This is a genomic window from Luteimonas aquatica, assembly GCF_022662575.1.
In the GTDB taxonomy this organism is placed as follows: domain Bacteria; phylum Pseudomonadota; class Gammaproteobacteria; order Xanthomonadales; family Xanthomonadaceae; genus Luteimonas; species Luteimonas aquatica.
Map to the genome: position 1 here is coordinate 1 of NZ_JALBFU010000011.1, position 25,780 is coordinate 25,780.

Here is a 25,780-nt window from a genome sequence, read left to right on the forward strand (position 1 = left end):
CGCAGAGCTGGAACGCCTACACCTACGTGTTCAACAACCCGCTGGCCTATACCGATCCGACGGGAGCGGTTTCATTCCGTCAGATTCTGGGTATCGCGATTGCGATCGTCGGGACATACGTCACGGCCGGGATGGATGGTGGATTCTTCCTGAAGCTGGGGGTGGCGATGGCCTTCGGCGCGGCGTCGGGCTATGCATCCACAGGCACGTGGAAGGGGGCACTCTATGGCGCCTTCGCCTCGGGTTTGTTCTTCGGCATCAACAGCTATTACCAGGCCCAGGGCTTCGCGAACTCCTTCGAGAATTTGTACGGGGGCGATATCGCTACGGTCGGGTCTACGGGACTCACCGCCAGCCAATTCGCGAGCAAGATCGTTGCCCAAGGCATGGCCGGAGGCGTGACCTCGGTGTTGCAGGGAGGCAAGTTCGGAAGCGGTTTCGCAAGCGCGGGCTTCACGGAAGCGGCATCGCTGAAGATCGATGGTATCAAGAACCCTGTCGCCAAAGGCGTGGCCACCGCGATTTCCGGAGGGACGGCTTCAAGACTTGCCGGAGGCAAGTTCGCGAATGGCGCACAGACGGCGGCATTCATGTATACGCTTGGCGAGCTTCCGAGGTATTACGAAAGAGAGGTCGGCTATGGGCTGGATATCGGGCCTGGAGAAGGCATTTATCCGAAGGATAAATTCACGCCGCCGCAAAAAGGATTCAATAACGTCGGATCGCAGGGGGGGAATCCGAGTGAGCGGCCCGGATTCATGGCGGAAGGCGGCCCGGTCTCTCGATTCGCGAATCGCGTGCCTGGGATCAATGCCGTGGGAGGCCTGCACGATGCCTGGCAGATCAGGAATGGCGCCGGGTTCTGGAGGGAAGCCCTCAATTTCCCGCTGATGTTGCCCGCGGCAGCGATCACTTATGGTGCTTTTGCCGGATTGCCGTTCTCGAGCTTGAGCACACAGAAACTGCTCTACATGTCTACAGCATATTCCGGCGACGATGACAAGAGAGGTGGCCGCTATGGTGCCGCCGTGGGTGCGATGTAGCAGAGCGACTCTTCTCGCCGCCGTACTTTGTACGGCGGGTTGCACCTCATGGGACGCTACGATGCGAACCTGGGTGGGCGCGCCGATGGAGCGCCATATCGAGGTCTATGGGAAGCCGGATCAGATCCTGGAGAGGCCCGACGGGAAAAAAATCTACAAATACCTCGATCACAGCGGAGTCAGCCACTGCACGCAATTCTGGGTAGTGGATTCGCGTGGAAAGATCGTCGACCAATACCATGAGGGGTATTGCGGGATATCTTGACGGTCTCCCGGCAGCCTGGATGCCATGCTGGGCATGCGCGGGAATGCTTGCCCGGGGCCGTTTCGCCAGGACAAGCAGTACGTTTCTCGGGTCTCCTCGCCGACGACTCCTGTCGGCGTGTCGCCCTTCGCCTGCCGATTTCCCATATCGATCGGCGAACCAGGTTCACCGCCTGGTCGAAAGATCGAGCCATTCGTGGAAGGCAATGTCGGGTTTCCGGGTCCTTTTGCGGATTGAGGAATGGGCGGCGCCATTCCGGTGTCGCATGGACGCAGACGGAGAGGGCGATGAAGAAGGGGCGATTGCTTCTGGGGACATTGGCGGCGGCATTGCCGTTCATGACGCAGGCGTTGCCGGTCGGCAGCACCAATGCGCTGACGGGACAGTGGAAGCTGGAGAATGCCGGGACCACGGCGTATGACACCAGCGGATTCGGCGCCAACGGACTGGTGTCCTGGGGAGCGCCGGCCTCGTGGGGATGGCAGGACGGGGGCGCCAATCTCGGAGGCGGCATCTACTACCAGATGCCCGGCGGTACGACGAGCCTGAACGTCGGTGCGGGGGATTTCACCGTGGCCGCCTGGATCCGCATGGACAACGACGGCACCGTCAAGACCATCCTCGACAACGGCGGCAGCACCACGACCGGCTATACCTTCTCCGTGCAGGACACCCAGCGTGTGGCGCTGACCATGGTTGGTCCCGGCGGTGGGTATGGCAGCACGTTCGCATCCAGCGGTCCGTTGGCGTTGATGAAGAATCGCTGGCACCACGTTGCGGCAACGGTGCTGCGCGCACCCAAGGGCCAGCCGCCGATCGTGTTCTACCCGATTCCCACGATCACTTTCTACATCGACGGGCGGGCCGCGGGCACGGCGACGCCGATCATGGATAACGTCGACAATACTTTCAGCGGCGACGTGACTATCGGCGGCAGCCACTGGAGCTCGTATCGCTTCAACGACCGGCTCGACGAGGTCATGGTCTACAAGCGTGCCATGAACGCGGCGCAGATCGCCGAAATCATGGCGCCCGGACTTCCCAGCTACGATCCAAGCTATTGGAACGGCAGCGCGCGGCGTCCGTACAACAACTGCTACAACTATGCCAACAATCGGGCGACCAATACCTTCGCGCAGCCCGGCCGGGCCGCGGGACAGACGTATACCGCGCTGAGTTGCTCGGCCGTGCATGCTGCCGCGGTACGGGACGGCCTGGAACCGATCGCGCCGAGCCAGATCGGCGCCGCCAGCTACAAGGATGTGGTCGCGCTCGTGGTGGCGCCGGGGGACGACTATCACTGGTATCGCCGTGATCAGAACGGCATGTGGACGCATAAGCCAGGCGGCACCAATGCGACCAATCTGGATAACGCCGGCAGTGCGATCAGCAATCCGGAAACGGCCAACCGCGGACCGTACAGCGATTTCTGCGGCTATTTCCGAGTATGGTCCGACAGCTTCCAGGGCGCCGGCCACGAGCAGGTCAACTGACATCCGCGTAGACAGGAGCAAGGACATGAAAATTCGAAATTCCCTCGTGCTGCTGGGCTGCGGCGTGGCCCTGAGCGTTTTCACGGCCGGCGCCGCATTCGCGACCCAACCCGGGGAGGGGCTGCGCGTTACCTATCTGGTGTATTCGGGGCGACCCAATCCGACGCTCACCATCACCGATCCCGCCACCATCCGCAGCATCCAGGATGGCTTGCGCCAGGCCGCCAATGGCGCCGCGCGCAGTGCCAGCGCTGCCGATCAGCCACGTCTGGGCTACAACGGCATCCTGATCGAGCCGGTCGGGCGGGAAGCGGCCGGCGTCCAGTACACGCTCAAAGGGCGCGCTATGCGCAGCGAGAGCATGGCGGCGGCCAAGGGCGCGGCGGCGCAGGTGGAGTCGCAGGCAGCCGTCGATCTGGAAGCGCGGCTGCTGCAGCTCGGGGGGAGCCAGGGCGTCCTCGACGCCAGGACACTAGGCTTCCTGCTCGACTCCACGCAGTAGGAATCCAACGCGCGTACCGGAGCCGCCGTCGGGCGGTTCCGGTTGGTTCCGGGCAGCCGCCGCCGCGTATTGGACGTCAGTGCCGCCTCACTGCCCGCATTTGCTGTCTGCGTAGATCTGCGTCACGCGCGCGAACTCTTCCTGCAGCGACTGCTTGTCCTCGGCCCGCGCATGGCGCCAGGTCGATTCCACTTCGCGCTCGCGCTTCTTCCAGGCCTCGCAGGCCTGGCCGTCGGGCACGCGCTGGCACTGGTCGGTCTTCATCTCGCAGGCGGCGCCGGGGCTGACGGGCGCGCCGTTCAGGTCGGTGGTGGTGAGCGTGACGCAGCGCGGCTTGGGGTCGCCGTTCTCGCTGAGGTAGCTGTCGTTGTCCCAGGTGTTGCACTGGAAGATCGGCGGAGGCGGCAGGCGCTCGGCCGGAGGCGCCTTCTCGGCAGTTTGTGGTGGGGATTGCTGCGCCGCCGAGGCCTGTTGCGCGGCGGCCGGCGTCGCTTCGGGCTTGGCCGGTGCGGGCGGCGCGGGCGCTTTCGGCGGCGGCGTGTAGGCGGGCACCACGGTGGGCCCCTGGATGGTGCGCTTTTCCTGCTTGGCGCCCTTGGGGCAGGGCGTGCCGTTCTGGATGGTCAGCTTGCCCTTGGCGTCGGTACAGCGATAGATCACGACATCGCCGTTCTGGGCGTGCGCGGCCAGCGGCGACGCCAGCGCGAGCAGTACGAAGATAGTGTTGCGCAACATCAGCTCCCTCCACAGTCTGCAGACAGGCGCGCGTTGATGCCGCGCTCCTCCTTGTCCAGTGTCGCACGCTCGGTGGGCTGGGCGTTGAAGAAGCGGCGCCGGAGCTCGGCGCGACGGTCGTGCAGGCGGTCGCAGATCTCCGCCTGGGGCAAGGCATGGCATGCATCGCGCACCCAGGTGCCGGCGGCGCCGTAGCCGTAGACCGGGTAGTGGCGCGGAGGGCGATGCGGGCGCCGGTAGGCATCGGCGACATCCACCGGCGCGCTGTCGATGCGCAGCTGCACCGAGCCGTCGCGGCCGCGATGTTCGAGATTGGCCGATACGGCGGGTCCGCCCGTCACCGTGGTGCGCGATTCGTAGATGCCGCCGGCGCCGAGCGGAATGGGGTAATAGGGCATGTAGGGGTCGTCGGAGGCCCAGGCCGGAATCCAGCGCGGATTGCCCTCGCCACTGTCGCTGACATAGCTGGAGCCGTCCGGCCGCACGCATTCGAACATCGGCTGCGGATTGCGCACGATCAACGTCTGCGCGGGAGGCGCCGGCGCGGGCATCGGCGCGATCGGCGCGGCGGTGAGGGCCGGTCGGGGCGGCGGGTCGCGGGGCCGCAGCATTTCCTGCGCCTGCTGGTCCTCGCCCTTGCGGCAGGGCGCGTCCTGCACGGTGACGCGGCCGCGCGCATCGGTGCAGCGGTAGATGGTGAGGGTATCGCCGGCCCCGAGCGGGGCGGCGGGCGCGGCGACGGGCCCGAACGCGGCGAGCGCCGCGGTGAGCGCGGAGGCGATCAGCAGCCGATGCCGGGACCGTCGGGCCATGCGCGCATGATGCGCGCGGCCTGGGGTGCGGGGAAGCGGCCGCAGCGATGGCGTTCAGCATTCATGCGTGCCATCCATGGCGCAGCGCCAGCGCTTCGGATGCGCCGGCCCGCGCCGACGGCGCGGCTCCGAATCCATGGCCGGCGTTCGGAGCCGGCGCCGATGCCGATGCCAATGGGGCATCGGCTTAGCGCGGCTCCTCCGCCAGCGCCGACCGTCCGGGCGCCCGCAGCATCCGCGCGATGCTGGCCGCGGCATCGCGGCCTTCCTGCACGGCGGTCACCACCAGGTCCGCGCCGCGCACCACGTCCCCGCCGGCGAACAGCTTCGGCTGCGAGGTCTGGTAAGGCAGCACGCCTTCGCCGGCATCGATGCCGACGCGGATGCGGCCGTTGGGCAGGGCCTCGACCCCGGCCTCGGCCAGCCAGGCCGGCAGTTCCGGGGAGAATCCGAAGGCGATGATCACCACGTCGGCGGCGATCGTCGATTCGCTGCCGGGCACGGCGACGGCATTGCGCCGGCCGCGCGCATCGGGCGCGCCAAGCGTGGTCTCGACCACGCGCACGCCGGTGACGTTGCCCTCGGCATCGCTCTCGATCGCCAGCGGCTGGCGGTTGAAGAGGAAGGACACGCCTTCCTCGCGCGCGTTGGCGACCTCGCGCGCGGAGCCGGGCATGTTGGCCTCGTCGCGCCGGTAGGCGCAGGTGACATTGGCCGCGCCCAGGCGAATCGCCGAGCGCACGCAGTCCATGCCGGTGTCGCCGCCGCCGAGCACGACCACGCGCTTGCCGCGCAGGTCGGGGATGTCGACATGGTCCTCCCAGCCCGCGATCGGCCTGCCTTGCGGAGCGAGCCCGCCCGCCGATGCCTCGGCATCGGCGTGAGTGCTTATCAGGCGGCCGTTGTTGACCAGGAAGGGCAGCGCCGGCAGCACCGCGCGCAGGTCCTGGCCGGGCAAGCCGCCGTCGGTGTAGCGATAGGCGCCGAGGCCGAGGAAGACGGCGTCGAATTCCCGCAGCAGCGCTTCCAGCGACAGGTCGACGCCGATCTCCACGCCCAGCCGGAACTGCACGCCCATGCCCTCCAGCACCGCGCGGCGCGTGCCGACCACCGATTTGTCGAGCTTGAAGCTGGGGATGCCGAACTGCAGCAGGCCGCCGATCTGCTCGTAGCGGTCGAACACCGTGGCCTGGATGCCCGCGCGCGCGAGCCGGTCGGCGCAGGCCAGGCCGGCCGGTCCCGCGCCGACCACGGCCACGCGCTTGCCGGTGGCGACGACCTTGGACAGGTCGGGCCGCCAGCCCTGGGCGAAGGCGCTGTCGACGATGAACTTCTCCACCGCGCCGATGGTGACCGCGCCGAAGCCGTCCTCCAGGGTGCAGGCGCCCTCGCACAGGCGGTCCTGCGGGCAGACGCGGCCGCACATTTCCGGCAGCGGGTTGGTCTCGTGGCACAGCTCGGCCGCTTCGACCAGCCGGCCTTCCTCCACCAGCCGCAGCCAGTTGGGGATGTAGTTGTGCACCGGGCACTTGGCTTCGCAGTAGGGATTGCCGCAGTCCAGGCAGCGGCCGGCCTGCTGCGCGGCGTTGTCGCGCTCGAAGCGGCCGTAGAGCTCGTTCCAGTCGCCGCCGGTGCGCAGCTCAATCGCCAGTTTGCGCGGCATCTCGCGCGGCAGCTCGACGAATTGGAAGGCGTGCTTTTTGCTCATGCCGCACACCTCGACCGTGGTGCCGCGAGCACCGTCTGGTGAAAAGCCCCCTTCGCAGGGGCGGGGATCGGGTGCACATAGCGGGGCCCGGGATTCGCAATGCGAATCTCGGGAGCTTGCGTGCGTAGCGCGAAATCTGTGCTCATCACGCGGCCCTCCGCAGTTCCTCGGCCAGCGCTTCAAGGCTCGCCGCCTTCGGCTTCACCAGCCAGAACTTGCCGAGGAAGTCGCGGTATTCCTCCAGCAGCCGCGCGCTCCAGGCGCTGCCGGTGTGCCGGGCATGGGTCTCGATCAGGTCGTAGAGGTGCTGGCGGTAGTGGTCGAAGCCTTCCGGGGTGACGCGCAGGATGTCGATCAGCTCGTGGTTGTAGCGGTCGACGAAATCGCGATCCAGGTCGAGCACGTAGGCCAGGCCGCCGGTGAAGCCGGCACCGAAGTTCAGGCCGGTGCGGCCGAGCACGACCACCGCGCCACCGGTCATGTATTCGCAGCAGTGGTCGCCGGCGCCCTCGATCACCGCTACCGCACCGGAGTTGCGTACGGCGAAGCGTTCGCCGGCGCGGCCGGCCGCATAGAGTTCTCCGCCGGTGGCGCCGTACAGGCAGGTATTGCCGAGGATCGGCGTTTCCTGGGTCTCGAAGGTGCTGCCCTCGGCCGGGCGCAGCACCAGGCGGCCGCCGGCCATGCCCTTGCCGACGTAGTCGTTGGCTTCGCCGATCAGCTCCATGTGCAGGCCGCCGGCGTTGAAGGCGCCGAAGCTCTGCCCGGCGGTGCCGCTGAGGCGGACGCTGATCGGCGCCGCGCTCATGCCCGCGTTGCCGTGGCGGCGCGCGATCGCGCCGGACAGGCGCGTGCCGATGCTGCGGTCGGTGTTGCGGATGGCATAGGCGAAGCTGCCGCCGCGCGCGCCGGCGATGGCCTCGGCCAGATCGGCGTCGAGCCTGGCGGCCAGTCCGTCGGGCGGCGCCTGCAGCGCGGGCGAACCGCAGTAGGCGGCCGCCTGCGTCGCATCGCGCCGCAGCAGCCGCGACAGGTCGATGCCGACATGCGCGCGCGGCATCGCCTCGACCTGTTCGAGCAGGTCGGTGCGGCCGACGATCTCCTCCAGCGTGCGCGCGCCGAGTTTGGCGAGCCACTCGCGCACGTCCTCGGCGACGTTGCGGAAGAAGCACTCGGCGCGCTCGGGCAGGCCGGTGTAGTGGTTGGCGCGCAGGTTGGCGTCCTGCGTGGCCACGCCGGTGGCGCAGTTGTTGAGGTGGCAGATGCGCAGGTACTTGCAGCCCAGCGCGATCATCGGCGCGGTGCCGAAGCCGAAGGTGTCGGCGCCGAGCAGCGCGGCCTTGATCACGTCCAGGCCGGTCTTCAGCCCGCCGTCGGTCTGCAGCAGCACGCGCTCGCGCAGTTCGTTGGCCTGCAGCGCCTGGCGCGCCTCCGACAAGCCGAGCTCCCACGGCACGCCGGCGTAGCGGATCGAGCCGAGCGGGCTGGCGCCGGTGCCGCCGTCGTGGCCGGAAATGGTGATCAGGTCGGCGCCGGCCTTGACCACGCCGGCGGCGATCGTGCCCACGCCCGCGTGCGAGACCAGCTTCACCGAGATCAGCGCCTGCGGATTGACCTGTCGCAGGTCGAAGATCAGCTGCGCCAGGTCCTCGATGGAATAGATGTCGTGGTGCGGCGGCGGCGAGATCAGGCCGATGCCGGGCTTGGCGTAGCGCAGGCGCGCGATCAGCGCGTTGACCTTGCTGCCCGGCAGCTGGCCGCCTTCGCCGGGCTTGGCGCCCTGCGCGACCTTGATCTGCAGCACCTCGGCGTTGATCAGGTATTCGGGCGTGACGCCGAACCGGCCGGAGGCGACCTGCTTGATCTTGCTGCGCCGCTCGCTGCCGTAGCGCGCCGGATCCTCGCCGCCCTCGCCGGAGTTCGAGCGTCCGCCGAGGCGGTTCATGGCGATGGCCAAGGCCTCGTGCGCTTCCGGCGACAGGGCGCCCAGGCTCATCGCGGCCGAGTCGAAGCGCTTGACGATCGACGCCACCGGCTCGACCTCGTCCAGCGGCAGCGGCGTCTGCGTCTCGCGCAGGCGCAGCAGGTCGCGCAGCGACGCGGCCGGGCGCGTGTTCACGTGGTCGGCATAGGCGCGCCAGTCCTCGCGGCTGCCGCTCTTGACCGCGCGCTGCAGCGACTGCACCACGTCGGGATTGAACTGGTGGTACTCGCCACCGTGCACGTAGTGCAGCAGGCCGCCGGGCTCGGGCAGGGCGTTGTCGTCCCAGCCGTGCGCGGCCAGGGCCTGCGCATCGGTTTCCAGGCGCGCGTAGCCGGCGCCCTGGATGCGCGAGGGCGTGCCGTCGAAGCAGTCGGCGACCACCTCGTCGGCCAGGCCGACGATCTCGAACAGCTGCGCGCCCCGGTAGCTGGCGATGCTGCCGATGCCCATCTTCGAGAGGATCTTGAGCAGGCCCTTCTTCACGCCGCGGCGGTAGCTGCGCCCGACTTCCATGGGCTCGTTGTTGCGCTTGCCGCCGAGGATGCCGCGCCGCGCCAGCGCGTGCAGGGTCTGGTAGGCGAGATAGGGATAGACCGCGGTGGCGCCGTAGCCGATCAGGCAGGCGAAATGGTGCGGGTCGCGCGCCGTGCCGGTCTCCACGATCAGGTTGATGTCACAGCGCAGGCCGGTGCGCACCAGGTGCTGGTGCACGGCGCCGGTGGCGAGCAGGGCGTGGATGGCGGCGGTGCCGCGGCGCGGACGGCGATCGCTAAGGATCAGCAGCTCGATGCGCTCGCGCGCGGCCTGCTCGGCCTCGCGGCGGATGCGCGCGATCGCCTCCTGCAGGCTCTCGCTGGCGTCGAAGTACAGGTCGATGAAGCGGTACTTCTCCTTGAAGCGCGGCAGCGCCAAGATCTGGTTGAGCTTGCGTTGCGAGAGCACCGGCGAGTTGAGCACCACGTGGTCGACGTTGTCGGGCGTGTCCTCGAACAGGTTGCCTTCGCGGCCGATCTGCGTGGTCAGCGACATCACGCAGGATTCGCGCAACGGATCGATCGGCGGGTTGGTGACCTGGGCGAAGGCCTGGCGGAAGCAGTCGTAGAGCGGGCGCACGCGCTGCGACAGCGGCGCCACCGGAATGTCGTCGCCCATCGAGCCGATGCCTTCCTGCTCGGTCTCGGCGAGCGGGCGCAGCACCGCCTCCTGTTCCTCGCGGGTCAGCTGAAAGAGTTTTTGGAAGCCGAGCAGGGTCTCGGTGTTGAACGGCGCGTCGGTCAGCGCCGGATCGATCAGCTCGGTATGCAGGTAGTGCATGCCCTGCTTGAGCCATTGCTTGTACGGCGCGCGGCGGCGGTTGATGCGGTCGATGGCGTCGTTGTCGAGCAGGGTGTCGTTGTACAGGTCGACGGCGATCATCTCGCCCGGGCCGAGCTTGCCCTTGGCCACCACGCGTTCGGGCGCGACGTCCCAGACGCCGGCCTCGGAGGCGATCACGAAGGTGCTCTCGCCGTTGCCGTCGTCCGACAGCGTCCAGCGCGCCGGGCGCAGGCCGTTGCGGTCGAGCGTGCAGGCCGCGTAGTGGCCGTCGCACATCACCACGCCGGCGGGGCCGTCCCAGGGCTCGGAGTTGATCGCGTAGTACTCGTAGAACGCGGCGAGGTCGGTGTCCTTGTATTCCAGCGACTGGGTGGCCGGCGGCATCAGGATGCGCATCGCCTGCAGCAGATCCATGCCGCCGAGCAGCATCCATTCCAGCATGTTGTCCAGCGACTGCGAATCCGAGCCGGTCATCGTCACCACCGGGTCGAACTCGCTCACGTCCAGCAGCTTCGAGGCCCAGACGCGGCGCCGCGCCTGCGCCCAGCGGCGGTTGCCCTCGATGCTGTTGATCTCGCCGTTGTGGGCCAGGCGCCGGAAGGGCTGGGCGAGCGGCCAGCGCGGCAACGTATTGGTGGAGAAGCGCTGGTGGAACACCACCGCGCGCGCGGCCAGGTCCGCACGCTGCAGGTCCGGGAACAGGCGCGGCAGCACGTCCGGCAGCACCATGCCCTTGTAGCCGAGCAGGCGCGAGGACAGGCTGACGAGATAGAAGTCCGGCACATCGCGCAGCGCCTGCTCGCTGCGGCGGCGCGCCAGGAACAGCGCGCGCTCGAAGGCCTCGGCCTCGAGCGTCTCGGTGACGACGAAAACCTGTTCGATGCGCGGCATCGTGCTCAGCGCCAGCTTGCCGCACTCGGACGGATCGGTTGGCACTTCGCGCCAGCCCGCCAGCGCGATGCCGACCTCGCCCAGCAGGCGTTGCAGGCCGTCGCGGCAACGCGCGGCGTCGGCCGCATCGTGCGGCAGGAACACCAGCCCGGCCGCGCACAACGCCTGCTCGGCGATGGCGATGCCGGCCTCGCGCGCCAGCGTGCGCACGAACGCGTCCACGCCGCACAGCAACACGCCGCAGCCGTCGCCGGTCTTGCCGTCGGCGGCGACGCCGCCGCGGTGGGTCATGCGCGCCAGCGCCTCCAGTGCTCCGTCCACGAGGGCGCGATCCGGTTTGCCGCGCACGCGCGCGATCAGGCCGAAACCGCAGCTGTCGTGTTCGTTGCCGGGGTCGTAAAGGCCGCGATCCGGGTGAGGAGCCGCGCTGAGCCGATGCCCTATCGGCATCGGCTGCGGTGACGAACGCCCGGCCATGGATGGCCGGGCCGGACGATCCGAAGCCGGCAAAGTGCCGCCAGGGATGGCATGGGACCATCCGGAGTCATCGACATTGATCCGCCATGGATGGCCGGAGGACATCCTCATCGTATGTGCACCAGTGTGGGGTGGGCGCGGCGCGGGGATCGAGGCGCCCGGCTACCGGGACTCCCTCCAGGTCCGGCGGCAGGCGCGACGCTTCCGCATGGTTCGACTAAATCACAATTTGTGCGATGCGGCAATCGGGTGCAAGGCGAGGAAATTCGCGGATTGCCGGTCACCGCGAACGGAGGACGTCCTCGGCGAATTGCCGGGGTTTCGGTTACAGGCGCAACTATTCCTGTGGCCCTAGCGGATCTTCGCGAAATGCGCGTCGTCGTTGCCTGCGGATTCCTCGATGCAGGCTTTCAGTACAGCCTTTGCTGCATTTCCCGCGGGTCGATGCCATACGGCCGCATGTCGCGCCAGATTCCCGGCCGTTGCGCAAAATCGCCTGGCTGCGGGGCGGTTTCGCGGATGTCGCCGCAAGCTCGCACCGCCCATCGCCGCTTCCGTCGGCGCTAGCCGGGTTCCGTCGCATCCCCCCTGGCGGGCACGCAGTCCCTCCCTAGTCTCGTGACCACCTCGATGTTCCCGCCATGCGGGATAGGACATTCCCATGAAAGGTGGTTTCGTATTGGCGCTGGCCGCGCTGCTTGTGCCGGCGCATGCCTGCATCGCGGCGTCCTCCGTTCCGGATTCTTGGATTCTCGAAGACATCGCGAAGAAGACCGGTACCAGCCCCTGTTTCGTGCGGGCGGCACTGGGCGAGCATCTCCTGGTCGCGCTGCAGCAATACGATGCGAGCCGGACCTCGCGCGAGCGGATCAGGCAGCTGATCAGGCGCAGCCACGAGGCGCTGCTGGCCGAGCAGGCCGCGGGCCGCGTGCCCGAAGCGCCGCTCGCGTCCTGCGCGGCGATCCAGGCGACTTAGGCATTCGGAGCTTGCTCGCTGCGCGCTTGGCGCGGCGCGCGGCAAGGCTCAAAGACGCAGTTCGGCGCCGCTGCGCGCGTCGCGGATCGGGGTCGGGCGGTCGAGATCGCCGACCTCGCCCTCGATCACGGCGTCGAGGGCGGCACGCAGGCCCGGGTCGAGATCGCGCAAGCGCTTGGGCGGCGGCGCGCCGGCCGGATTGGCGCTGGTGGACACCAGCGGCCCGCCGTAGGCCTCGCACAGGGCCGCGACCAGCGGGTGCGCGCTCACCCGCAGCGCCACGCCGCTGTGCGCGCCGGTGATCCAGGACGGGACGCGCGCTGTGGCCGGCACGATCCAGGTATGCGGACCCGGCCAGGACTGCAGTACGGCCTCGCGCCGCTCCGGCGGCAGCGCATCCCAGTCCGCCAGCCCGTCGAACTGCGAGGGGCGCGCGGCGATCAGGATCAGGCCCTTCTCGACTTCGCGGCGCTTGATCGCCAGCAGGCGCCGCACCGCCGCCTCGTCGAAGGGATCGCAGCCCAGGCCCCAGACGGCCTCGGTGGGATAGGCGATGACGCCGCCGTCGCCGAGTATGGCGATGGCATTGGCGAGGGAAGGCTGCGCGGTCATGCGCCGGGAGCGACCGCGGCCCGGCGCGCCGCGGCGCATGCTTCAACGGGACGCATCAGAAAGGCGCATCGTCGTCGGCGGGCGCCTTCTTCACCACGCGCTTCTTGCCCGCCTCCACCTTGCCCGGCGTCAGCAGCGATTTCGCCGGCTCGGCCGCGGCGGGCGCCGCGGTTTTCCTGGCGGCCTTCTTGGCGGTCTTCTTCGTCGCCTTCTTGGCCGTTTTCTTGGTCGCGGTCTTCTTCGCGGCCGCCTTCTTGGCCGGCGCCTTCTTCGCCACCGCCGGCTCCTTCTTCGCCGCCGCCTTCTTGCCGAAGCGTCCGCGCATCGGCTTGCCGGTCTCCTCCAGCAGCTTGGTCACTTCCTCCAGCGTCAGCGAGGCCGGTTCGCGATCCTTGGGGATGCGGCCGTTGAGCTTGCCGTCGCTGATGTAGGGGCCGAAGCGGCCGTTGAGCACCTGGATGTCGCTGCCGTCGAAGGACTTGATGATGCGGTTGCGCGCGATCTCTTCCTTCTCGTTTATGAGGAAGACGGCGCGGGCGAGGTCGATGGTGTAGGGATCGTCCTCCTTCTTCAGCGAGGCGTAGGTGCTGCCGCGCTTGGCGAAGGGGCCGAAGCGGCCGATGCCGACGCTGACTTCCTCGCCGCCGTCCTGGCCGAGCTTGCGCGGCAGGCGGAACAGGTCGAGCGCTTCCTCCAGCGTGATGGTGTGCATCGACTGGCCGGGGCGCAGCGAGGCGAAGGTCGGCTTGTCCTCGTCCTCGGCGGTGCCGATCTGGGCATAGGGCCCGTAGCGGCCCAGGCGCACGCTCACCGGCTTGCCGGACTTGGGGTCGGCGCCGAGTTCGCGCGCGCCGGTGGCCTCGGTGCGGTCGACGGTCTCGATCTTGTCGTCCACCAGTTCCTTGAACGGCCCCCAGAACTTCTCCATCAGCGGCACCCACTCCTCCTCGCCGCGCGAGACCGCGTCGAGCTCGTCCTCGAGCCTGGCGGTGAAGTCGTAGTCGACGTAGCGGGTGAAGTGGCCGCTGAGGAAGTTGCTGACCGCGCGGCCGACGTCGGTCGGCTTGAAGGCGCGGCCTTCCATCTCGGCGTACTTGCGGAACAGCAGGGTCTGGATGATCGAGGCGTACGTGGACGGCCGGCCGATGCCGTATTCCTCCAGCGCCTTGACCAGGGCCGCTTCGGTGAAGCGCGGCGGCGGCTGGGTGAAGTGCTGGTCGGCGTGGATGCGCTCCAGCGGCACGCGGTCGCCGGTCTGCATCTTGGGCAGCTTGCGGCCTTCGTCCTCGTCCTCGGCGTTCTTGGTGTCCTTGCCTTCCTCGTACACGGCCAGGAAGCCCGGATCGACGACGGTGGTGCCGGAGGCGCGGAAGCTGTGCTCGGAGCCGGCGGCCAGGTCGACGCTGACGGTGTTCAGGGTGGCCGGCACCATCTGGCAGGCGACGGCGCGCTTCCAGATCAGCTCGTACAGCTTGCGCTCGTCGTCGGACAGGTAGCGCGCCACCTGCGCCGGGGTGCGCAGCGCCGAGGTGGGGCGTACCGCCTCGTGCGCTTCCTGGGCGTTCTTGGACTTGGTCTGGTAGAAGTTGGGCTTGTCCGGCAGTGCGCGCGTGCCGTAGTCGCGGGCGATTACGTCGCGGATCTCGCTCAGCGCCTCCACCGACAGGCTCACCGAGTCGGTACGCATGTAACTGATCAGGCCGACCGTGCCCTCGTCGCCCACGTTCACGCCTTCATAGAGCTTCTGCGCCACCTGCATGGTCTTGCGGGTGGTGAAGCCGAGCTTGCGCGAGGCCTCCTGCTGCAGCGTAGAGGTGGTGAACGGCGGCGCGGGGCGGCGCTTGCGCTCCTTGCTGGCGACGTCGGTGACGTGCAGGGCGCCCTGGGCGGCTGAGACGATCCGGCGGCGCGCGTCCTCGGCGGTATCGCCGTCGGTGATGGTGAACTGCTCGAACTTCTTGCCGTCGAGCTTGGTGAGCTTGGCGGTGAAGACCTGGCTCGGGTGCGCGCACTCGGCCTCGATGCTCCAGTACTCGCGGGCGACGAAGGCTTCGATCTCCTCCTCGCGCTCGACGATCATGCGCAGCGCCGGGGACTGCACGCGTCCGGCGGACAGGCCGCGCTGCACCTTGCGCCACAGCACCGGGGACAGGTTGAAGCCGACCAGGTAGTCGAGGGCGCGCCGGGCCTGCTGGGCATCGACCAGGTCGCTGGCGATCGAGCGCGGCTTCTGCATGGCCTCGCGGATCGCCCGCGGGGTGATCTCGGTGAAGACCACGCGGTGCAGCGGCTTGTCCTTGAGCAGGCCGCGCTCCTTGAGGATCTCGGCGATGTGCCAGCTGATCGCCTCACCCTCGCGGTCCGGGTCGGTCGCCAGGTAGATGCCGTCGGCGGCCTTGGCGGCCTTGGCGATGGCCTCCACATGCTTTTCGTTCTTGTCGATCAGGTCGTAGCGCATGGCGAAGCCGCGCGCCGGATCGACCGCGCCCTCCTTGGGCACCAGGTCGCGGACGTGGCCGTAGGAGGCCAGGACCGTGAAGTCCTTGCCGAGGTACTTGTTGATCGTCTTGGCCTTGGCCGGGGACTCGACGATGAGGAGGTTCTTGGGCATGGGGGGAGCATTCCGGGCGCGGCGTGAAGGCCGCGCGGACAGGGGGCAAGAAGGCGACGCCCGAGGCCGGGGCCTCGGGCGTTCAGGGCGTGCCGTTCAGGGACGCGCTTTTTATAGTGGAATCACGCCCGGCGGGGCGTGTCAAGCAAGGGCGCGCCTTGCCCCCGGTCCGTCCCCCCGGGGCGGCCGGGTCAGTGGCCGGCGCCTGAGGCCGCCAGCACGCCCACGAGCATCACGAAGAAGCCGATGCCGACCAGCAGGAGCACGCCGAACAGGATCAGGATCACCAGCGCGACCGTGCCCAGCTCGGGGCGCTGCAGGTCCGGGCGGTCGGTATAGGCCCACTGGTCCACGACCAGGGTCCCGGCCATGTAGTCGTGCAGGGCCCGCTTGCGGTCGGTGAAGGCGGCCATCAGGAAGCCGATGCACAGCAGCAGCGAGCTGAGGATGGTGGCGAAATAGCGGCCGACGCCGCGCAGGAAGGAAATCCGCCCGCCGGCCTCGTCGACCACCTTGATGCCCACCGCCATCTTGCCCAGCGTGGCCTGCTTGCCGCTGGCGTGGAACCAGGCGAAGTAGGCCATCTGGATCAGCAGCGGCAGCACGTAGGCGGCGATCATCACGATCACGAAGCCGCCGGTCAGGGCCGGCGTCGGCTCGTCGAAGCCGGCGCCCAGCATGCCGATCGACAGCAGCAGCGGCACCTGCACCACGTTGCTGGCCACGCCGACGATGAAGCCGTCGATCATGTAGGCGGCCACGCGCTTCCAGAATCCGGCATAGACGACTTCGCCGCCGGTGTGCACGGCGCCCTGGCGCAGCAGCGGCGCGGCCGGCGGGGCGTAGGGGGAATCGGTCACGTGCTGGCCGCCGGCCTCGGGTGCGGGCGCCGGAGCGGTTTCCTGCTGCAGCGGCAGCTCGCCGGCGACGCTGGACAGCGGCTGCCACTGCGCCATGCCGTCGCGCCAGACCAGGGTGTCCCATTGCAGCTGTCCGTCGCGGCGCAGGCGCGCGAGTTCCTCGGCTTCGATCGGGCCGCGGCGCTGGTGACCGGCGTCGGCGTAGTACCAGGTGCTCATCCTTGTGGTGTTCCTTGCGTGTCGTCTCGGGGCGGGGGCATCTTGCGGGCGTTCACTGCTGCGGGCAAGACGCGGGCAGATAGGCGGGGTCCAGGTTGGAATCGCAACGCCACTGCGCGTTTTCGTCCATGCCCGAAAATTCCCAGGCGATGTGCCGGCCGTCGAATCCGTTGCGCCCTTGCAGCAGGACGCGCGCGCCGCAGCGCCCCGGCGCCCATTCGCCGGTCACGATCTCGGCGATGCCCGCGTCGGAACGCAGCTCGAGCGTCTGCGGATCGACCTTCTCGGCGGCCGGGCAATGGCCCAGGCGCGCATGCTCCTGCGCGACGTCGATGGCCAGCGATCGTGCGGTCGTCGAGGCCTGCAGGGCCTTCGCGCGCAGCACGTAGCGCTGGTATTGCGGCACCGCGATCGCGGCCAGGATGCCGATCGCCGGGATCGCCAGCGCGGCGCAGACCAGCAGCACGATCAGGCAGCCGGACATGCGCTTGCGCGGCGCGGGGCCGTGCTGCGGCGCGCGCGGCGGCAGTGGCGGCGGCGACGCGTCGCCGGAATGCGGTTCGATGCGGTGATTCATGGCGGCCCCCTGCCGTCGATGCGATCAGTGAATCCGAGTCCGGCGCCGACGGCAAGCCCCGCGGCCGCGCATGGCCTTCGCGCGGCGCTCATCGCGGCCGGCAGGCCGGCGGCAGATACCGGCCGGGCAGGTCGGAGGTGCAGCGCCACGCGGCATCGGCGGGCCGGCGTTCCCACAGGATCTGCCGGCCCTCGAGGGCGTCGCCGCCGTGCAGCACCAGCAGGATGCCGCAGCGTCCGTTGTCGAATTCGCCGGCCGCGAGACTGGCGGCCGCCGCCTCGGGGCGCGCGCTGCGCAGCTGTCGCGCCAAGGCCGCATCGCGCAGGCAACGTCCGCCGTTGCGGGCGTAGGCGGCGTCGACGGCCGGGCGCAATGGCGCCACGCGCGCCAGCAGGTCCTGCACGTCGGCGCGCAGGCGGTAGTCGCGATAGGTGTGATAGCCGAGCAGCGCCACGACGGCGACCACCAGCAGTTCGGCCACGGCGAACACCGCCACCGCGATCAGCGAGGATCGGCGGCGCGCGGGGTGCGGCGGTGTCGGTGCGGAAACGGTCTCTGCCGCTTCCTGCGGCTCGAAGTCGCCGGCTGCGACCCCAACGGTCTGGTCCATGACGTCCCCCCGGCGTCCTGGCGAAACGGGAGACGCGGATTTTGCCCGAAAAACCCGGGCTCGGGGGACGGGCGGCCGCGCGCGGCGCGGCGCGCCGGCCTCAGTGCACCGGCTCCGGCTCGTCGGCGAAGATCTGGGTTTCCATCCAGGCGTAGGCCGCTTCCATGCCCGGCTGGTTGAACAGGACCATCAGCACCACCCATTTCAGGTCGTCGAGGTCGAGTTCGTCCTGGTCCAGGGCCATGGCGCGGTCGAGCACCAGCTCGCGCTGGTCGGAGTCCAGGATGCCGTGCTGCTCCAGGAACAGCAGGAAACCGCGGCATTCCACGTCGAGCTTGTCCAGCTCCGGGCCGAAGAAGACGCGGGTGGGGCCGTCGGCGCGCGGGTGCGCGGCGCTGGGGCGCTGCTCGGCGAGCGCGTCGAGCCAGTCGAAGGCCTTGTTGATCTCGGCGGGGCTGAAACCGGCCTGGAGCAGGCCGTTCTGGAGGGAGTCGCGGTCGCGGACGAGGTCCGCGTCTTCGGTGAAGTAGTGTTCGAACAGGTAGAGCAGGACGTCCAGGATGCTCTCTTTCATTTCCCCCGGCCTGCGTCCGAAGACGCGTCGTGACAGGACTTTCGGGAATAGCGGCCATGTTCGGCGACCACATGGCCTTCCAGCTCCATGAGCAGGAGCATGGAAGACAATTCGGCGGCCGTCAATCCGGTGCGCTCGACCAGCCGATCCATACCGGTTGGGTCGTGCCCGAGGGCTTCCCACAAGCGGTTGTAGTCGGGGTCGTCGAGCCGCGAGTCGCTGACGGCGCCTGAACCGGCGCTCCCGGCCCCCGTTATGGGGGCCGACAGGCGGCCGCGCAAGGCATCGCCCAGCTCGCTCCCCAGGGGCCCGACGGCGGCGATCACCTCGCGGGCGTCCTCCACCAGGGCGGCACCCTCGCGGATCAGGCGGTGGCAGCCGCGCGCCATGGGGTTGTGGATCGAGCCGGGCACGGCGAAGACCTCGCGCCCGGCCTCGGCGGCCAGCCGGGCGGTGATCAGGGCCCCGGAGCGCCCGGCCGCCTCCACCACCAGGGTGCCCAGGGCCAGGCCGGCGATCAGGCGGTTGCGGCTGGGGAAGTGCTCGCGCCGCGCCGGCGCGCCCGGCGGGTGCTCGCTCACGATCGCGCCGGCCGCCGCGATGCGGGCGTGCAGGCCGGCGTTCTCGCGCGGATAGGGCACGTCCACGCCGCTGCCGAGCACGGCCACGGTGACCGCGCCGGCGGCCAGCGCCGCCTCGTGCGCGGCGGTGTCGACGCCGGCGGCCAACCCGCTGGCCACCCCCAGCCCGGCCTCGGCCAGGGCGCGGGAGAAATCGCGGGCGTTGTCGCGCCCGCCGGCCGTGGGCGAGCGGCTGCCGACCACGGCGACCAGCGGATACCAGAGCAGGGCGGGATCGCCGGCCACGAACAGCGCGAGGGGCGGGCCGGGGATCCGGCGCAGCAGCGCCGGATAGTCCGGATCGTGCCAGCCGATCAGGTGGTGGTCGGGCGCGGAGAGCCAGTCCAGCGCCCGCTGCTGCTCGGCCTGCGCGGCCGGCGCGGGCGCATCGAGGGCGCGGATCTGCCCCTCGTCCAGCCCGGCCGCGCGCCAGGCGCGCGCGCCGGCCTCCAGCGCCGCCCGCGGCGTGCCCAAGGTCTCCAGCAGCCTGCGGCGCGGCGGGCTGGCGCCGCCGACGGCGAGCAGCCGCAGCAGCGCCTGGTGTTGCGTCGAGTCCATGCCGATAGCGTAGGCGGAAACGGCGACGGCGCCCCTGGGGCGCCGTCGCGTCGTTGCGTAGGGATTGTCCGCTGCGCGCCTAGAGCGTCGCGTCCGGGTGCTTGAGGTGGTAGCCGATCTGGGTCGGCTTGACGCTGTCCATCACCAGGCCGTAGCTCATCTTCTCGAAGGTGCGGAAGACGATGACGTGGCCGGCGAACTCGTCGGGCAGGCGCACCTTGTTCTCGAAGAAGACGGTGTCGGGATCGCGATCGGCGCCCTTCTCGACCCGGTCCACGGCCTGGCTGCCTTCGCGCCAGATCGAGAACACGGTGCCGTTGTCCACGCCTTCGCGGCTGCCGACCGACAGCGCGATCACGTCGCGCGGGCCGCCGGTCACCAGGGCGTCGGCCACCGCCAGCACGCGCGCCTTGCCGTACTTGGTCTGCTGCTTGGGCGGGTGCGGGAAGAACTGCAGGTCGTAGGGCTGGGCGTCCACCGCGATCAGGCGGTCGCCGATGCGCACCTCGCGCTCGCTCTGGTCCAGCAGCATGGTGCTGGCCTGGATGCCGGTGCCTTCGCCGCGGGTCACGGTGCCGGCGTTCACGCGCACCAGCTCGTAGCCCAGCAGTTCCTTGCCCTTGTCCGGGAACACCACGTTCGACCAGTAGGTGCCGAAGTCGGCGGTGCGGCGGCCGCGGAAATCGAGGTCGGCGCTCTGCAGGCGGTTGCAGCACAGGCCGCGGCGCTTGATCTCGCGGTAGCGCACGGTCGGGCGCACCACCAGGAACCGGTCGCCGGGCGTGGCCGCGGCCCAGCCGCGGATGTAGGCCACCCGGCCCTGGGTGGAGCGCAGGCGGTCCTCTTCCAGGCCCACCACGTAGGGCAGCTGCTCGAAGCTGTCCACCACGCGCAGGTCCTTGAGGAACTTCTCCACGTCCGCCAGCGGGATCGCGTTGATCGGCTGGGCCTCGGTGCGCGGGCCCTGCTGCACCTGCGCCTGCTGCACGCGGTCCAGGTAGGCCAGGCTGATCACGTCGCCCGGGTAGATCAGGTGCGGATTGCGGATCTGCGGATTGGCCTGCCAGATTTCCGGCCACAGCCAGGGCCGTTGCAGGAAGCGGCCGGCGATGTCCCACAGCGTGTCGCCGCGCTTGACCACGTAGGTGTCCGGGTGGCCTTCGCGCAGGGTCTGTGCCGTGGCGTAGGTTGCAACCGTCAGCAGCGCGACGGTGAATACGATGCCGAGCCTTTGCGCAAGGCTTCGAAACTTGCCAGCCATTAACCGCTCCCCTTGAAGATTTCCCCTGATCTAGCGGGGGCACTATAGCCGACTGGGGTCGGCCCGAGGCAACCCTTCCGGCGTTACAATCGACTCCCTGGGTCATCTGTTGTGACCATCGCCACCTTTTTCGCCATGTCCCTGCTGCCGATCCTCGAATTCCCGCACCCGCGCCTGCGCAACCATGCCGCCGGCGTCGACGCCGAGCGCCTGCGCGACCCGCAATTCCAGCGGCTGCTCGACGACATGTTCGAGACCATGTACCAGGCGCCCGGCATCGGCCTGGCCGCCACCCAGATCGATGTGCACGAGCGCTTCATGGTCATCGACGTCAGCGAGGGGCGCGACAGCCCGCTCGTATTCATCAATCCGGTGATCCGCAAGCGCACCGAGCAGCTGCGGGTCCATCAGGAAGGGTGCCTGTCGATTCCGGGCATCTATGCCGACGTCACCCGCGCCGACGGCATCGAGGTCGAGGCGCTGGACCGCCACGGCAAGCCGTTCGTGCTCGAAGTCGACGACCTGCTCGCCACCTGCATCCAGCACGAGGTCGATCACCTCGACGGCCGGCTGTTCATCGACCACCTGTCGCCGCTCAAGCGCGACCGCGCGATGAAAAAGTACGAGAAGCTGCGCAAGGATCGCGATTGAGGACCGCAGGCGCGCGGCGGGTGCCTGGGCGCTTGCGCGCACCGGACCGCGCGCGAACCCCGGCGCGCCGGAGGACCGCCGCCCCGCCGGCCGCGGCCGCGACGACCGGCGGCGATCCCGGTTTTCTTCCCGCTGGCGCGATCCTCCGCTGATCGCGCCGTCTTCCACCGGTTCCCCTTTCGACTCTTCCGACCCATGCGCATCGTCTTCGCCGGCACTCCCGATTTCGCCGTTCCCTCGCTGCGCGCGGCCGCCGCGCGCCAGGAAGTGGTGGCGGTCTATACGCAGCCCGACCGGCCGGCCGGCCGCGGGCGCGCGTTGACGCCCTCGCCGGTCAAGCTCGCGGCGCTGGAGCGCGGCATCCCGGTGCTGCAGCCGGAGACGCTGAAGTCGCAGACCTCGCGCGACGCGCTCAAGGCCCTGCAGCCGGACCTGATGGTGGTGGTGGCCTACGGCCTGATCCTGCCGAAGAAGATCCTCGAGATTCCGCGCCTGGGCTGCTGGAACGTGCACGCCTCGCTGCTGCCGCGCTGGCGCGGCGCGGCACCGATCCAGCGCGCCATCGAGGCCGGCGACCGCGAGACCGGCGTGTGCCTGATGCAGATGGAGGCCGGCCTGGACACCGGGCCGGTGCTGCTCACGCAGTCGCTGGCCATCGGCGAGCAGGAGACCGGCGGGCAATTGCACGACCGCCTGGCCGTGCTGGGCGCGCAGGTGCTGGCCGACGGCCTGGGCCTGCTGCGCGCCGGCATCCGTCCGGTGCCGCGCCCGCAGCCCGCGCAGGGCGTGACCTACGCGCACAAGCTGGAGAAGGCAGAAGCGCGGCTCGACTGGTCGTTGCCGGCCACGGCGCTGGCCGACAAGGTGCGCGCCTTCCAGCCCTGGCCGGTGGCCGAGGCCGCGATCGCCGGCGAGCGCCTGCGCATCCATGCCGCGGTGGCGCTGGAGACGGCGCACGGCCAGGCGCCCGGCAGCGTGCTCGCGCTCGGTCGCGAGGGCCTGGACATCGCCTGCGCGCAGGGCGCGCTGCGCATCCGCACCCTGCAGCGCGAGGGCGGCAAGCTCATCACCGCCGCCGATTACGGCAACGCGCGGCGCGATCTCGCCGTCGGCGCCTGAGTGGCGCGGAGGCCGGCGTGATCCGCAACCTGCTGTCCGCGCTCTTCGGCGGCTCCCGCCGCCCGGCATCCGCGCCGCGCGCGGAGTGGATCGAGGGCGGCTGCTTTTGAGCTCCGGCGACGCCCGCATGGCCGGTGTCCAGGCGCGCGTGGCTTCGGTGCGCGTACTCGACGCGGTGCTGCATCGCGGCCGTTCGCTGAAGGCGGCGCTGGCGCAGGCGCTGCCGGCCTTGCCCGATCCGCGCGACCGCGCGCTGGTGGAGGCGATCTGCTTCGCCGTCGTGCGCGGCCGCGCGCGCTACGAGGCGGCGCTGGCGGCGTGGATGCCCAAGCCACCGGGCCGGCGCGACGGCGAGCTGCGCGCGCTGCTGTACGCCGGCCTCGCCCAGCTCGATCCGCTGCAGATGCCCGCCCACGCGGTGCTGTCGGCCTGCGTGGACGTCGCGCGCGCGCTTGGCCGCGCGCATCAGGCCGGCCTGGTCAACGCGCTGCTGCGGCGCGCGCAGCGCGAGGGCGTGCCCGCCGGCGACATCGAGGCGCAGTGGCCGGCCTGGCTGCGCGAGCGCCTGCGCACCGACTGGCCCGAGGACATCGAGGCGATCTTCGCCGCCAGCGCGCAGCCGGCGCCGCTGTGGCTGCGGGTCAATCGCCGGCACGGCACCCGCGAGGCCTACGCCGCGCGCCTGGCCGAGGCCGGCATCGCCTGCGCGATCGATGCCGGGAATCCCGACGCGATCCGCCTCGACGCCGGCGTCGCGGTCGCCGCCCTGCCGGGCTTCTCCGCGGGCGAGGTGTCGGTGCAGGACGTGGCCGCCCAGGCCGTCGCCGACGCGCTGGGGCCGGCGCCGGGCGCGCGCGTGCTCGATGCCTGCATCGCACCCGGCGGCAAGGCCGCGCACCTGCTCGAACGCGATCCCGGCCTCTCGCTCACCGGACTGGACGTCGACCGGCAGCGGCTCGACCGCGTCCGCGACACCTTCGCCCGGCTCGGCGTCGGCGCCCGGGCGGCGCTGCGCGTGGCCGATGCCGCCGACGTCGATGCCTGGTGGGACGGCGAGGCCTTCGACGCGGTGCTGCTGGATGCGCCGTGCTCGGCCACCGGCATCGTGCGCCGGCAGCCGGACGTGCCGCTGCATCGCCGCGCCGCCGACATCCAGGCCCTGTGTGCGACCCAGGCGCGCCTGCTGGACGCCGGCTGGCGCGTGCTGCGGCCGGGCGGCGTGCTGCTGTACACGACCTGTTCGATCCTGCGGGACGAGAACGCGGCGCAGGTGGACGCGTTCCTGGCGCGCACGCCCGATGCCGAGGCCGAGGCGCTGGACGCGCGCTTCGGCCGCACCGCGGGCGCCGGCCGCCAGCGCCTGCCCGGCGAAGGCGGCGGCGACGGGTTCTACTACGCACGCTTGCGCAGGCGCGGCTGAGCATCGTCGACGGCTGAACCTCGGCATCCCGGGCCTCGACGCATCGGGCTCGCGCCCCGGATCGGACGGTTTTTCGACAGGGCCCGTCGCTATCATCCGCGCATGCCGACTTCCCGCGCGTCCCGCGAACTCTGGATCCTCTTCCTCGTCGCCCTGGTGGTGCTCGGCGCCGGCCTCGGCCTGCGCGATCCCTGGCCCGCCGACGAGCCGCGTTTCGCCCTGGTGGCGAAGCAGATGGTGGAGAGCGGCGACTGGCTGTTCCCGCACCGCGGCATCGAGCTGTACTCGGACAAGCCGCCGCTGTTCATGTGGCTGCAGGCGCTGCTCTACAGCGTGCTCGGCAACCTGCGCGTGGCCTTCCTGCTGCCCTCGCTGCTGGCCGCGTTCGGCACGCTGTGGTGCGTGTACGACCTCGGGCGCCGGCTGTGGACGCCGCGGGTCGGCCTGTATGCCGCCTACGCGCTGCTGTTCGCCTTCCAGTTCACCTACCAGTTCAAGAAGGCGCAGATCGATCCGGTGGTGATCTTCTGGATCACGCTGGCCAACTACGGCCTGCTGCGCCACGTGCTGGCGCGCGCCGGCGGACCGGACTGGAGGATGTGGACGCTGGGCTGGGCGGCGGCGGGGCTGGGCACGATCACCAAGGGCGTGGGCGTGATCGCGCTGCTGATGCTGATCCCGGCCGGCATCGCCTCGCTGCGCGGCTGGCCGGGCGTGCGCGTGCACGCGGGCCGCGCGAAGTTCTGGCTCGGGCCGCTGGCCTTCGTCGCGGCCGCCTGCGTCTGGCTGGTGCCGGTGCTGGTCGCCGCCCTCGGCCAGGACTCGCCCGAGTACCGCGCCTACCTCGACGACATCCTGCTGCGCCAGACCGCCAAGCGCTACGGCGCCTCCTGGGACCACGGGCATCCGCCCTGGTACTTCCTGAGCGTGATGGCGACGGCATGGCTGCCGACCGTGCTTGCGCTGCCCTGGGCGTTCAAGCCGTGGCTGCGCCGGCTGCGCCGCCGCGACGCGCGCTACCTGCTGCCGCTGGCCTGGTGGGGGCTGGTGCTGCTGTTCTTCTCCATCCCCAGCGGCAAGCGCGACATGTACATCCTGCCGGCGCTGCCGATGCTGTGCCTGGCGCTGGCGCCGCTGCTGGCCGGCATCCTGCGCCGGCCGTGGCCGCGGCGGCTGGCCCTGGCCTGCACGGCGCTGCTGGCGGTGGCGTTCACCACGCTGGCGCTGCTGATGTGGTTCGGCCATCCGGGCTTCGAGGAGAAGCTGGCGGCCGAGCGCGGCATCACCGACGGCGCGCGCGGCCTGGCGGCGACCCTGCTGCCGATCGGCGTCTGGGGCATCGCCTGCCTGCTCTGGCTCGGTCGCCGGCGCCCGGTGGCCGCGCTGCTGGCGACGCTGGCCGGACTGTGGGTGGCGGTGGGCCTGTTCGTGCAGCCGCTGCTCAACGACTCCTCGTCCGCGCGCGGCCTGATGCGCGAGGTCGGCGCGCGCATCGGCCCCGATGCCGAGCTCGGCCTGGTCGCCTGGCGCGAACAGAACCTGCTGATGGCCGACCGCCCGGCCACCACCTTCGGCTTCAAGGTGCCCTTCGACGAGCAGATGCGGCGCGGCCTGGCCTGGCAGGCGCAGGCCGGCGCCGCCCCGCGCTGGCTGCTGGCGCAGGAAGTGGCCTTGGACGAGTGCGTGGACCGCACGCGCGCCCTGCATCTGGGCGTGGGCAACCGCCGCAGTTGGTGGCTGCTGCCGGCGCAGGCGCGCATCGCCGGTTGCGTCTCCACGCGGCACGCGGCGCCGGCCGGGCCGGACGACGAGGAGGAGTGATCGCGCCTTTCGGCGCGGCCCCGCCGCGACGGCGCCGCGCGTAGGCCCCGAAACGGGGCGGCAT

General features: G+C 70.3%; 20 protein-coding genes. 8 read left to right on the forward strand and 12 right to left on the reverse strand.

The genetic code is table 11. The annotated features are described in order from the left end of the window. The 3 genes from MD221_RS14840 to MD221_RS14850 form a co-directional block, all read left to right on the forward strand. The coding region (locus tag MD221_RS14840) for an RHS repeat-associated core domain-containing protein (protein WP_242112666.1) at positions 1–1,043 on the forward strand (1,043 nt) is incomplete at its 5' end. A 552-nt stretch (positions 1,044–1,595) separates the two neighbouring features. Next, on the forward strand, positions 1,596–2,801 hold the full coding sequence (locus tag MD221_RS14845; RefSeq protein ID WP_242112667.1) for a LamG domain-containing protein: 1,206 nt from the start codon (positions 1,596–1,598) through the stop codon (positions 2,799–2,801). A 25-nt stretch (positions 2,802–2,826) separates the two neighbouring features. After that, on the forward strand, positions 2,827–3,303 hold the full coding sequence (locus MD221_RS14850) for a hypothetical protein (RefSeq protein WP_242112669.1): 477 nt from the start codon (positions 2,827–2,829) through the stop codon (positions 3,301–3,303). Positions 3,304–3,390: 87 nt separating this feature from the next. On the opposite strand, the gene MD221_RS14855 is transcribed toward MD221_RS14850, so the two are convergent. The 4 genes from MD221_RS14855 to gltB all read right to left on the reverse strand — a co-directional run bounded on the left by MD221_RS14855 (position 3,391) and on the right by gltB (position 11,200). Beyond that, a complete protein-coding gene (locus MD221_RS14855) occupies positions 3,391–4,038 on the reverse strand; it encodes a DUF4124 domain-containing protein (RefSeq protein WP_242112671.1) in 648 nt (215 codons plus the stop codon). Beyond that, positions 4,038–4,850, reverse strand: coding sequence for a DUF4124 domain-containing protein (locus MD221_RS14860; RefSeq protein ID WP_242112673.1), 813 nt, complete (start codon positions 4,848–4,850; stop codon positions 4,038–4,040). Before MD221_RS14860 ends, MD221_RS14855 begins: the two co-directional genes overlap by 1 nt. Before the next feature lie 187 nt (positions 4,851–5,037). Beyond that, positions 5,038–6,558 carry an FAD-dependent oxidoreductase gene (locus tag MD221_RS14865; protein ID WP_242112674.1) on the reverse strand — a complete coding sequence of 507 codons (1,521 nt, stop codon included), beginning with the start codon at positions 6,556–6,558 and terminating at the stop codon, positions 5,038–5,040. Between the two features lie 145 nt (positions 6,559–6,703). Beyond that, complete coding sequence (gltB, locus tag MD221_RS14870) at positions 6,704–11,200, reverse strand: glutamate synthase large subunit (protein ID WP_242112675.1); 4,497 nt, start codon at positions 11,198–11,200, stop codon at positions 6,704–6,706. Positions 11,201–11,888: 688 nt separating this feature from the next. On the opposite strand from gltB, the gene MD221_RS14875 reads away from it, so the two are divergent. Next, positions 11,889–12,203, forward strand: coding sequence for a hypothetical protein (locus MD221_RS14875; protein ID WP_242112676.1), 315 nt, complete (start codon positions 11,889–11,891; stop codon positions 12,201–12,203). A gap of 48 nt (positions 12,204–12,251) precedes the next feature. Here MD221_RS14875 and tsaC read toward each other — a convergent pair whose 3' ends face one another. The 8 genes from tsaC to MD221_RS14915 form a co-directional block, all read right to left on the reverse strand. Beyond that, entirely contained in the window at positions 12,252–12,815 is a 564-nt protein-coding gene (tsaC, locus tag MD221_RS14880) for an L-threonylcarbamoyladenylate synthase type 1 TsaC (RefSeq protein WP_242112677.1), read from the reverse strand. 55 nt (positions 12,816–12,870) lie between these two features. Beyond that, positions 12,871–15,426, reverse strand: a complete 2,556-nt coding sequence (locus MD221_RS14885) for a DNA topoisomerase I (RefSeq protein ID WP_242112678.1) — start codon at positions 15,424–15,426, stop codon at positions 12,871–12,873. A 191-nt stretch (positions 15,427–15,617) separates the two neighbouring features. Further along, complete coding sequence (locus tag MD221_RS14890) at positions 15,618–16,505, reverse strand: RDD family protein (RefSeq protein ID WP_242112679.1); 888 nt, start codon at positions 16,503–16,505, stop codon at positions 15,618–15,620. A 52-nt stretch (positions 16,506–16,557) separates the two neighbouring features. After that, positions 16,558–17,082, reverse strand: a complete 525-nt coding sequence (locus tag MD221_RS14895) for a pilin (protein WP_242112680.1) — start codon at positions 17,080–17,082, stop codon at positions 16,558–16,560. 88 nt (positions 17,083–17,170) lie between these two features. Beyond that, positions 17,171–17,692, reverse strand: coding sequence for a pilin (locus MD221_RS14900; protein ID WP_242112682.1), 522 nt, complete (start codon positions 17,690–17,692; stop codon positions 17,171–17,173). 100 nt (positions 17,693–17,792) lie between these two features. Next, positions 17,793–18,266 (reverse strand): DUF494 family protein, encoded by a 474-nt coding sequence (locus MD221_RS14905; protein ID WP_242112683.1) that lies wholly within the window; start codon positions 18,264–18,266, stop codon positions 17,793–17,795. Next, the gene (dprA, locus tag MD221_RS14910) at positions 18,263–19,444 is read right to left on the reverse strand and encodes a DNA-processing protein DprA (protein ID WP_242112685.1); all 1,182 of its coding nucleotides are present in this window, start codon (positions 19,442–19,444) and stop codon (positions 18,263–18,265) included. Before dprA ends, MD221_RS14905 begins: the two co-directional genes overlap by 4 nt. Positions 19,445–19,523: 79 nt before the next feature. Then, the gene (locus tag MD221_RS14915; protein WP_242112686.1) at positions 19,524–20,705 is read right to left on the reverse strand and encodes a LysM peptidoglycan-binding domain-containing protein; all 1,182 of its coding nucleotides are present in this window, start codon (positions 20,703–20,705) and stop codon (positions 19,524–19,526) included. Between the two features lie 135 nt (positions 20,706–20,840). Between MD221_RS14915 and def the strand changes: the two genes are divergently transcribed. The 4 genes from def (at position 20,841) to MD221_RS14935 (ending at position 25,716) form a co-directional block, all read left to right on the forward strand. Further along, complete coding sequence (def, locus tag MD221_RS14920) at positions 20,841–21,356, forward strand: peptide deformylase (RefSeq protein WP_242112687.1); 516 nt, start codon at positions 20,841–20,843, stop codon at positions 21,354–21,356. Between the two features lie 195 nt (positions 21,357–21,551). Continuing rightward, positions 21,552–22,475, forward strand: coding sequence for a methionyl-tRNA formyltransferase (fmt, locus tag MD221_RS14925; RefSeq protein ID WP_242112688.1), 924 nt, complete (start codon positions 21,552–21,554; stop codon positions 22,473–22,475). Between the two features lie 127 nt (positions 22,476–22,602). Then, positions 22,603–23,895: a 16S rRNA (cytosine(967)-C(5))-methyltransferase RsmB gene (gene rsmB / locus MD221_RS14930; RefSeq protein ID WP_242112689.1), complete on the forward strand. Its 1,293-nt coding sequence runs from the start codon at positions 22,603–22,605 to the stop codon at positions 23,893–23,895. A gap of 102 nt (positions 23,896–23,997) precedes the next feature. After that, complete coding sequence (locus tag MD221_RS14935; RefSeq protein ID WP_242112690.1) at positions 23,998–25,716, forward strand: ArnT family glycosyltransferase; 1,719 nt, start codon at positions 23,998–24,000, stop codon at positions 25,714–25,716. Positions 25,717–25,780 lie beyond the last annotated feature (64 nt).

Bases quoted from the DNA above. Each gene is read 5' to 3' on its own strand.
- def (WP_242112687.1), top strand. From the start codon at position 20,841: ATGTCCCTGCTGCCGATCCTCGAATTCCCGCACCCGCGCCTGCGCAAC.
- MD221_RS14875 (WP_242112676.1), top strand. From the start codon at position 11,889: ATGAAAGGTGGTTTCGTATTGGCGCTGGCCGCGCTGCTTGTGCCGGCG.
- MD221_RS14865 (WP_242112674.1), bottom strand. From the start codon at position 6,558: ATGAGCAAAAAGCACGCCTTCCAATTCGTCGAGCTGCCGCGCGAGATG.
- gltB (WP_242112675.1), bottom strand. From the start codon at position 11,200: ATGCCGATAGGGCATCGGCTCAGCGCGGCTCCTCACCCGGATCGCGGC.
- rsmB (WP_242112689.1), top strand. From the start codon at position 22,603: ATGGCCGGTGTCCAGGCGCGCGTGGCTTCGGTGCGCGTACTCGACGCG.
- MD221_RS14905 (WP_242112683.1), bottom strand. From the start codon at position 18,266: ATGAAAGAGAGCATCCTGGACGTCCTGCTCTACCTGTTCGAACACTAC.
- MD221_RS14855 (WP_242112671.1), bottom strand. From the start codon at position 4,038: ATGTTGCGCAACACTATCTTCGTACTGCTCGCGCTGGCGTCGCCGCTG.
- tsaC (WP_242112677.1), bottom strand. From the start codon at position 12,815: ATGACCGCGCAGCCTTCCCTCGCCAATGCCATCGCCATACTCGGCGAC.
- MD221_RS14935 (WP_242112690.1), top strand. From the start codon at position 23,998: ATGCCGACTTCCCGCGCGTCCCGCGAACTCTGGATCCTCTTCCTCGTC.
- MD221_RS14895 (WP_242112680.1), bottom strand. From the start codon at position 17,082: ATGAATCACCGCATCGAACCGCATTCCGGCGACGCGTCGCCGCCGCCA.
- MD221_RS14900 (WP_242112682.1), bottom strand. From the start codon at position 17,692: ATGGACCAGACCGTTGGGGTCGCAGCCGGCGACTTCGAGCCGCAGGAA.
- MD221_RS14850 (WP_242112669.1), top strand. From the start codon at position 2,827: ATGAAAATTCGAAATTCCCTCGTGCTGCTGGGCTGCGGCGTGGCCCTG.
- MD221_RS14860 (WP_242112673.1), bottom strand. From the start codon at position 4,850: ATGGCCCGACGGTCCCGGCATCGGCTGCTGATCGCCTCCGCGCTCACC.
- MD221_RS14885 (WP_242112678.1), bottom strand. From the start codon at position 15,426: ATGCCCAAGAACCTCCTCATCGTCGAGTCCCCGGCCAAGGCCAAGACG.
- MD221_RS14845 (WP_242112667.1), top strand. From the start codon at position 1,596: ATGAAGAAGGGGCGATTGCTTCTGGGGACATTGGCGGCGGCATTGCCG.
- fmt (WP_242112688.1), top strand. From the start codon at position 21,552: ATGCGCATCGTCTTCGCCGGCACTCCCGATTTCGCCGTTCCCTCGCTG.
- MD221_RS14915 (WP_242112686.1), bottom strand. From the start codon at position 20,705: ATGGCTGGCAAGTTTCGAAGCCTTGCGCAAAGGCTCGGCATCGTATTC.
- MD221_RS14890 (WP_242112679.1), bottom strand. From the start codon at position 16,505: ATGAGCACCTGGTACTACGCCGACGCCGGTCACCAGCGCCGCGGCCCG.
- dprA (WP_242112685.1), bottom strand. From the start codon at position 19,444: ATGGACTCGACGCAACACCAGGCGCTGCTGCGGCTGCTCGCCGTCGGC.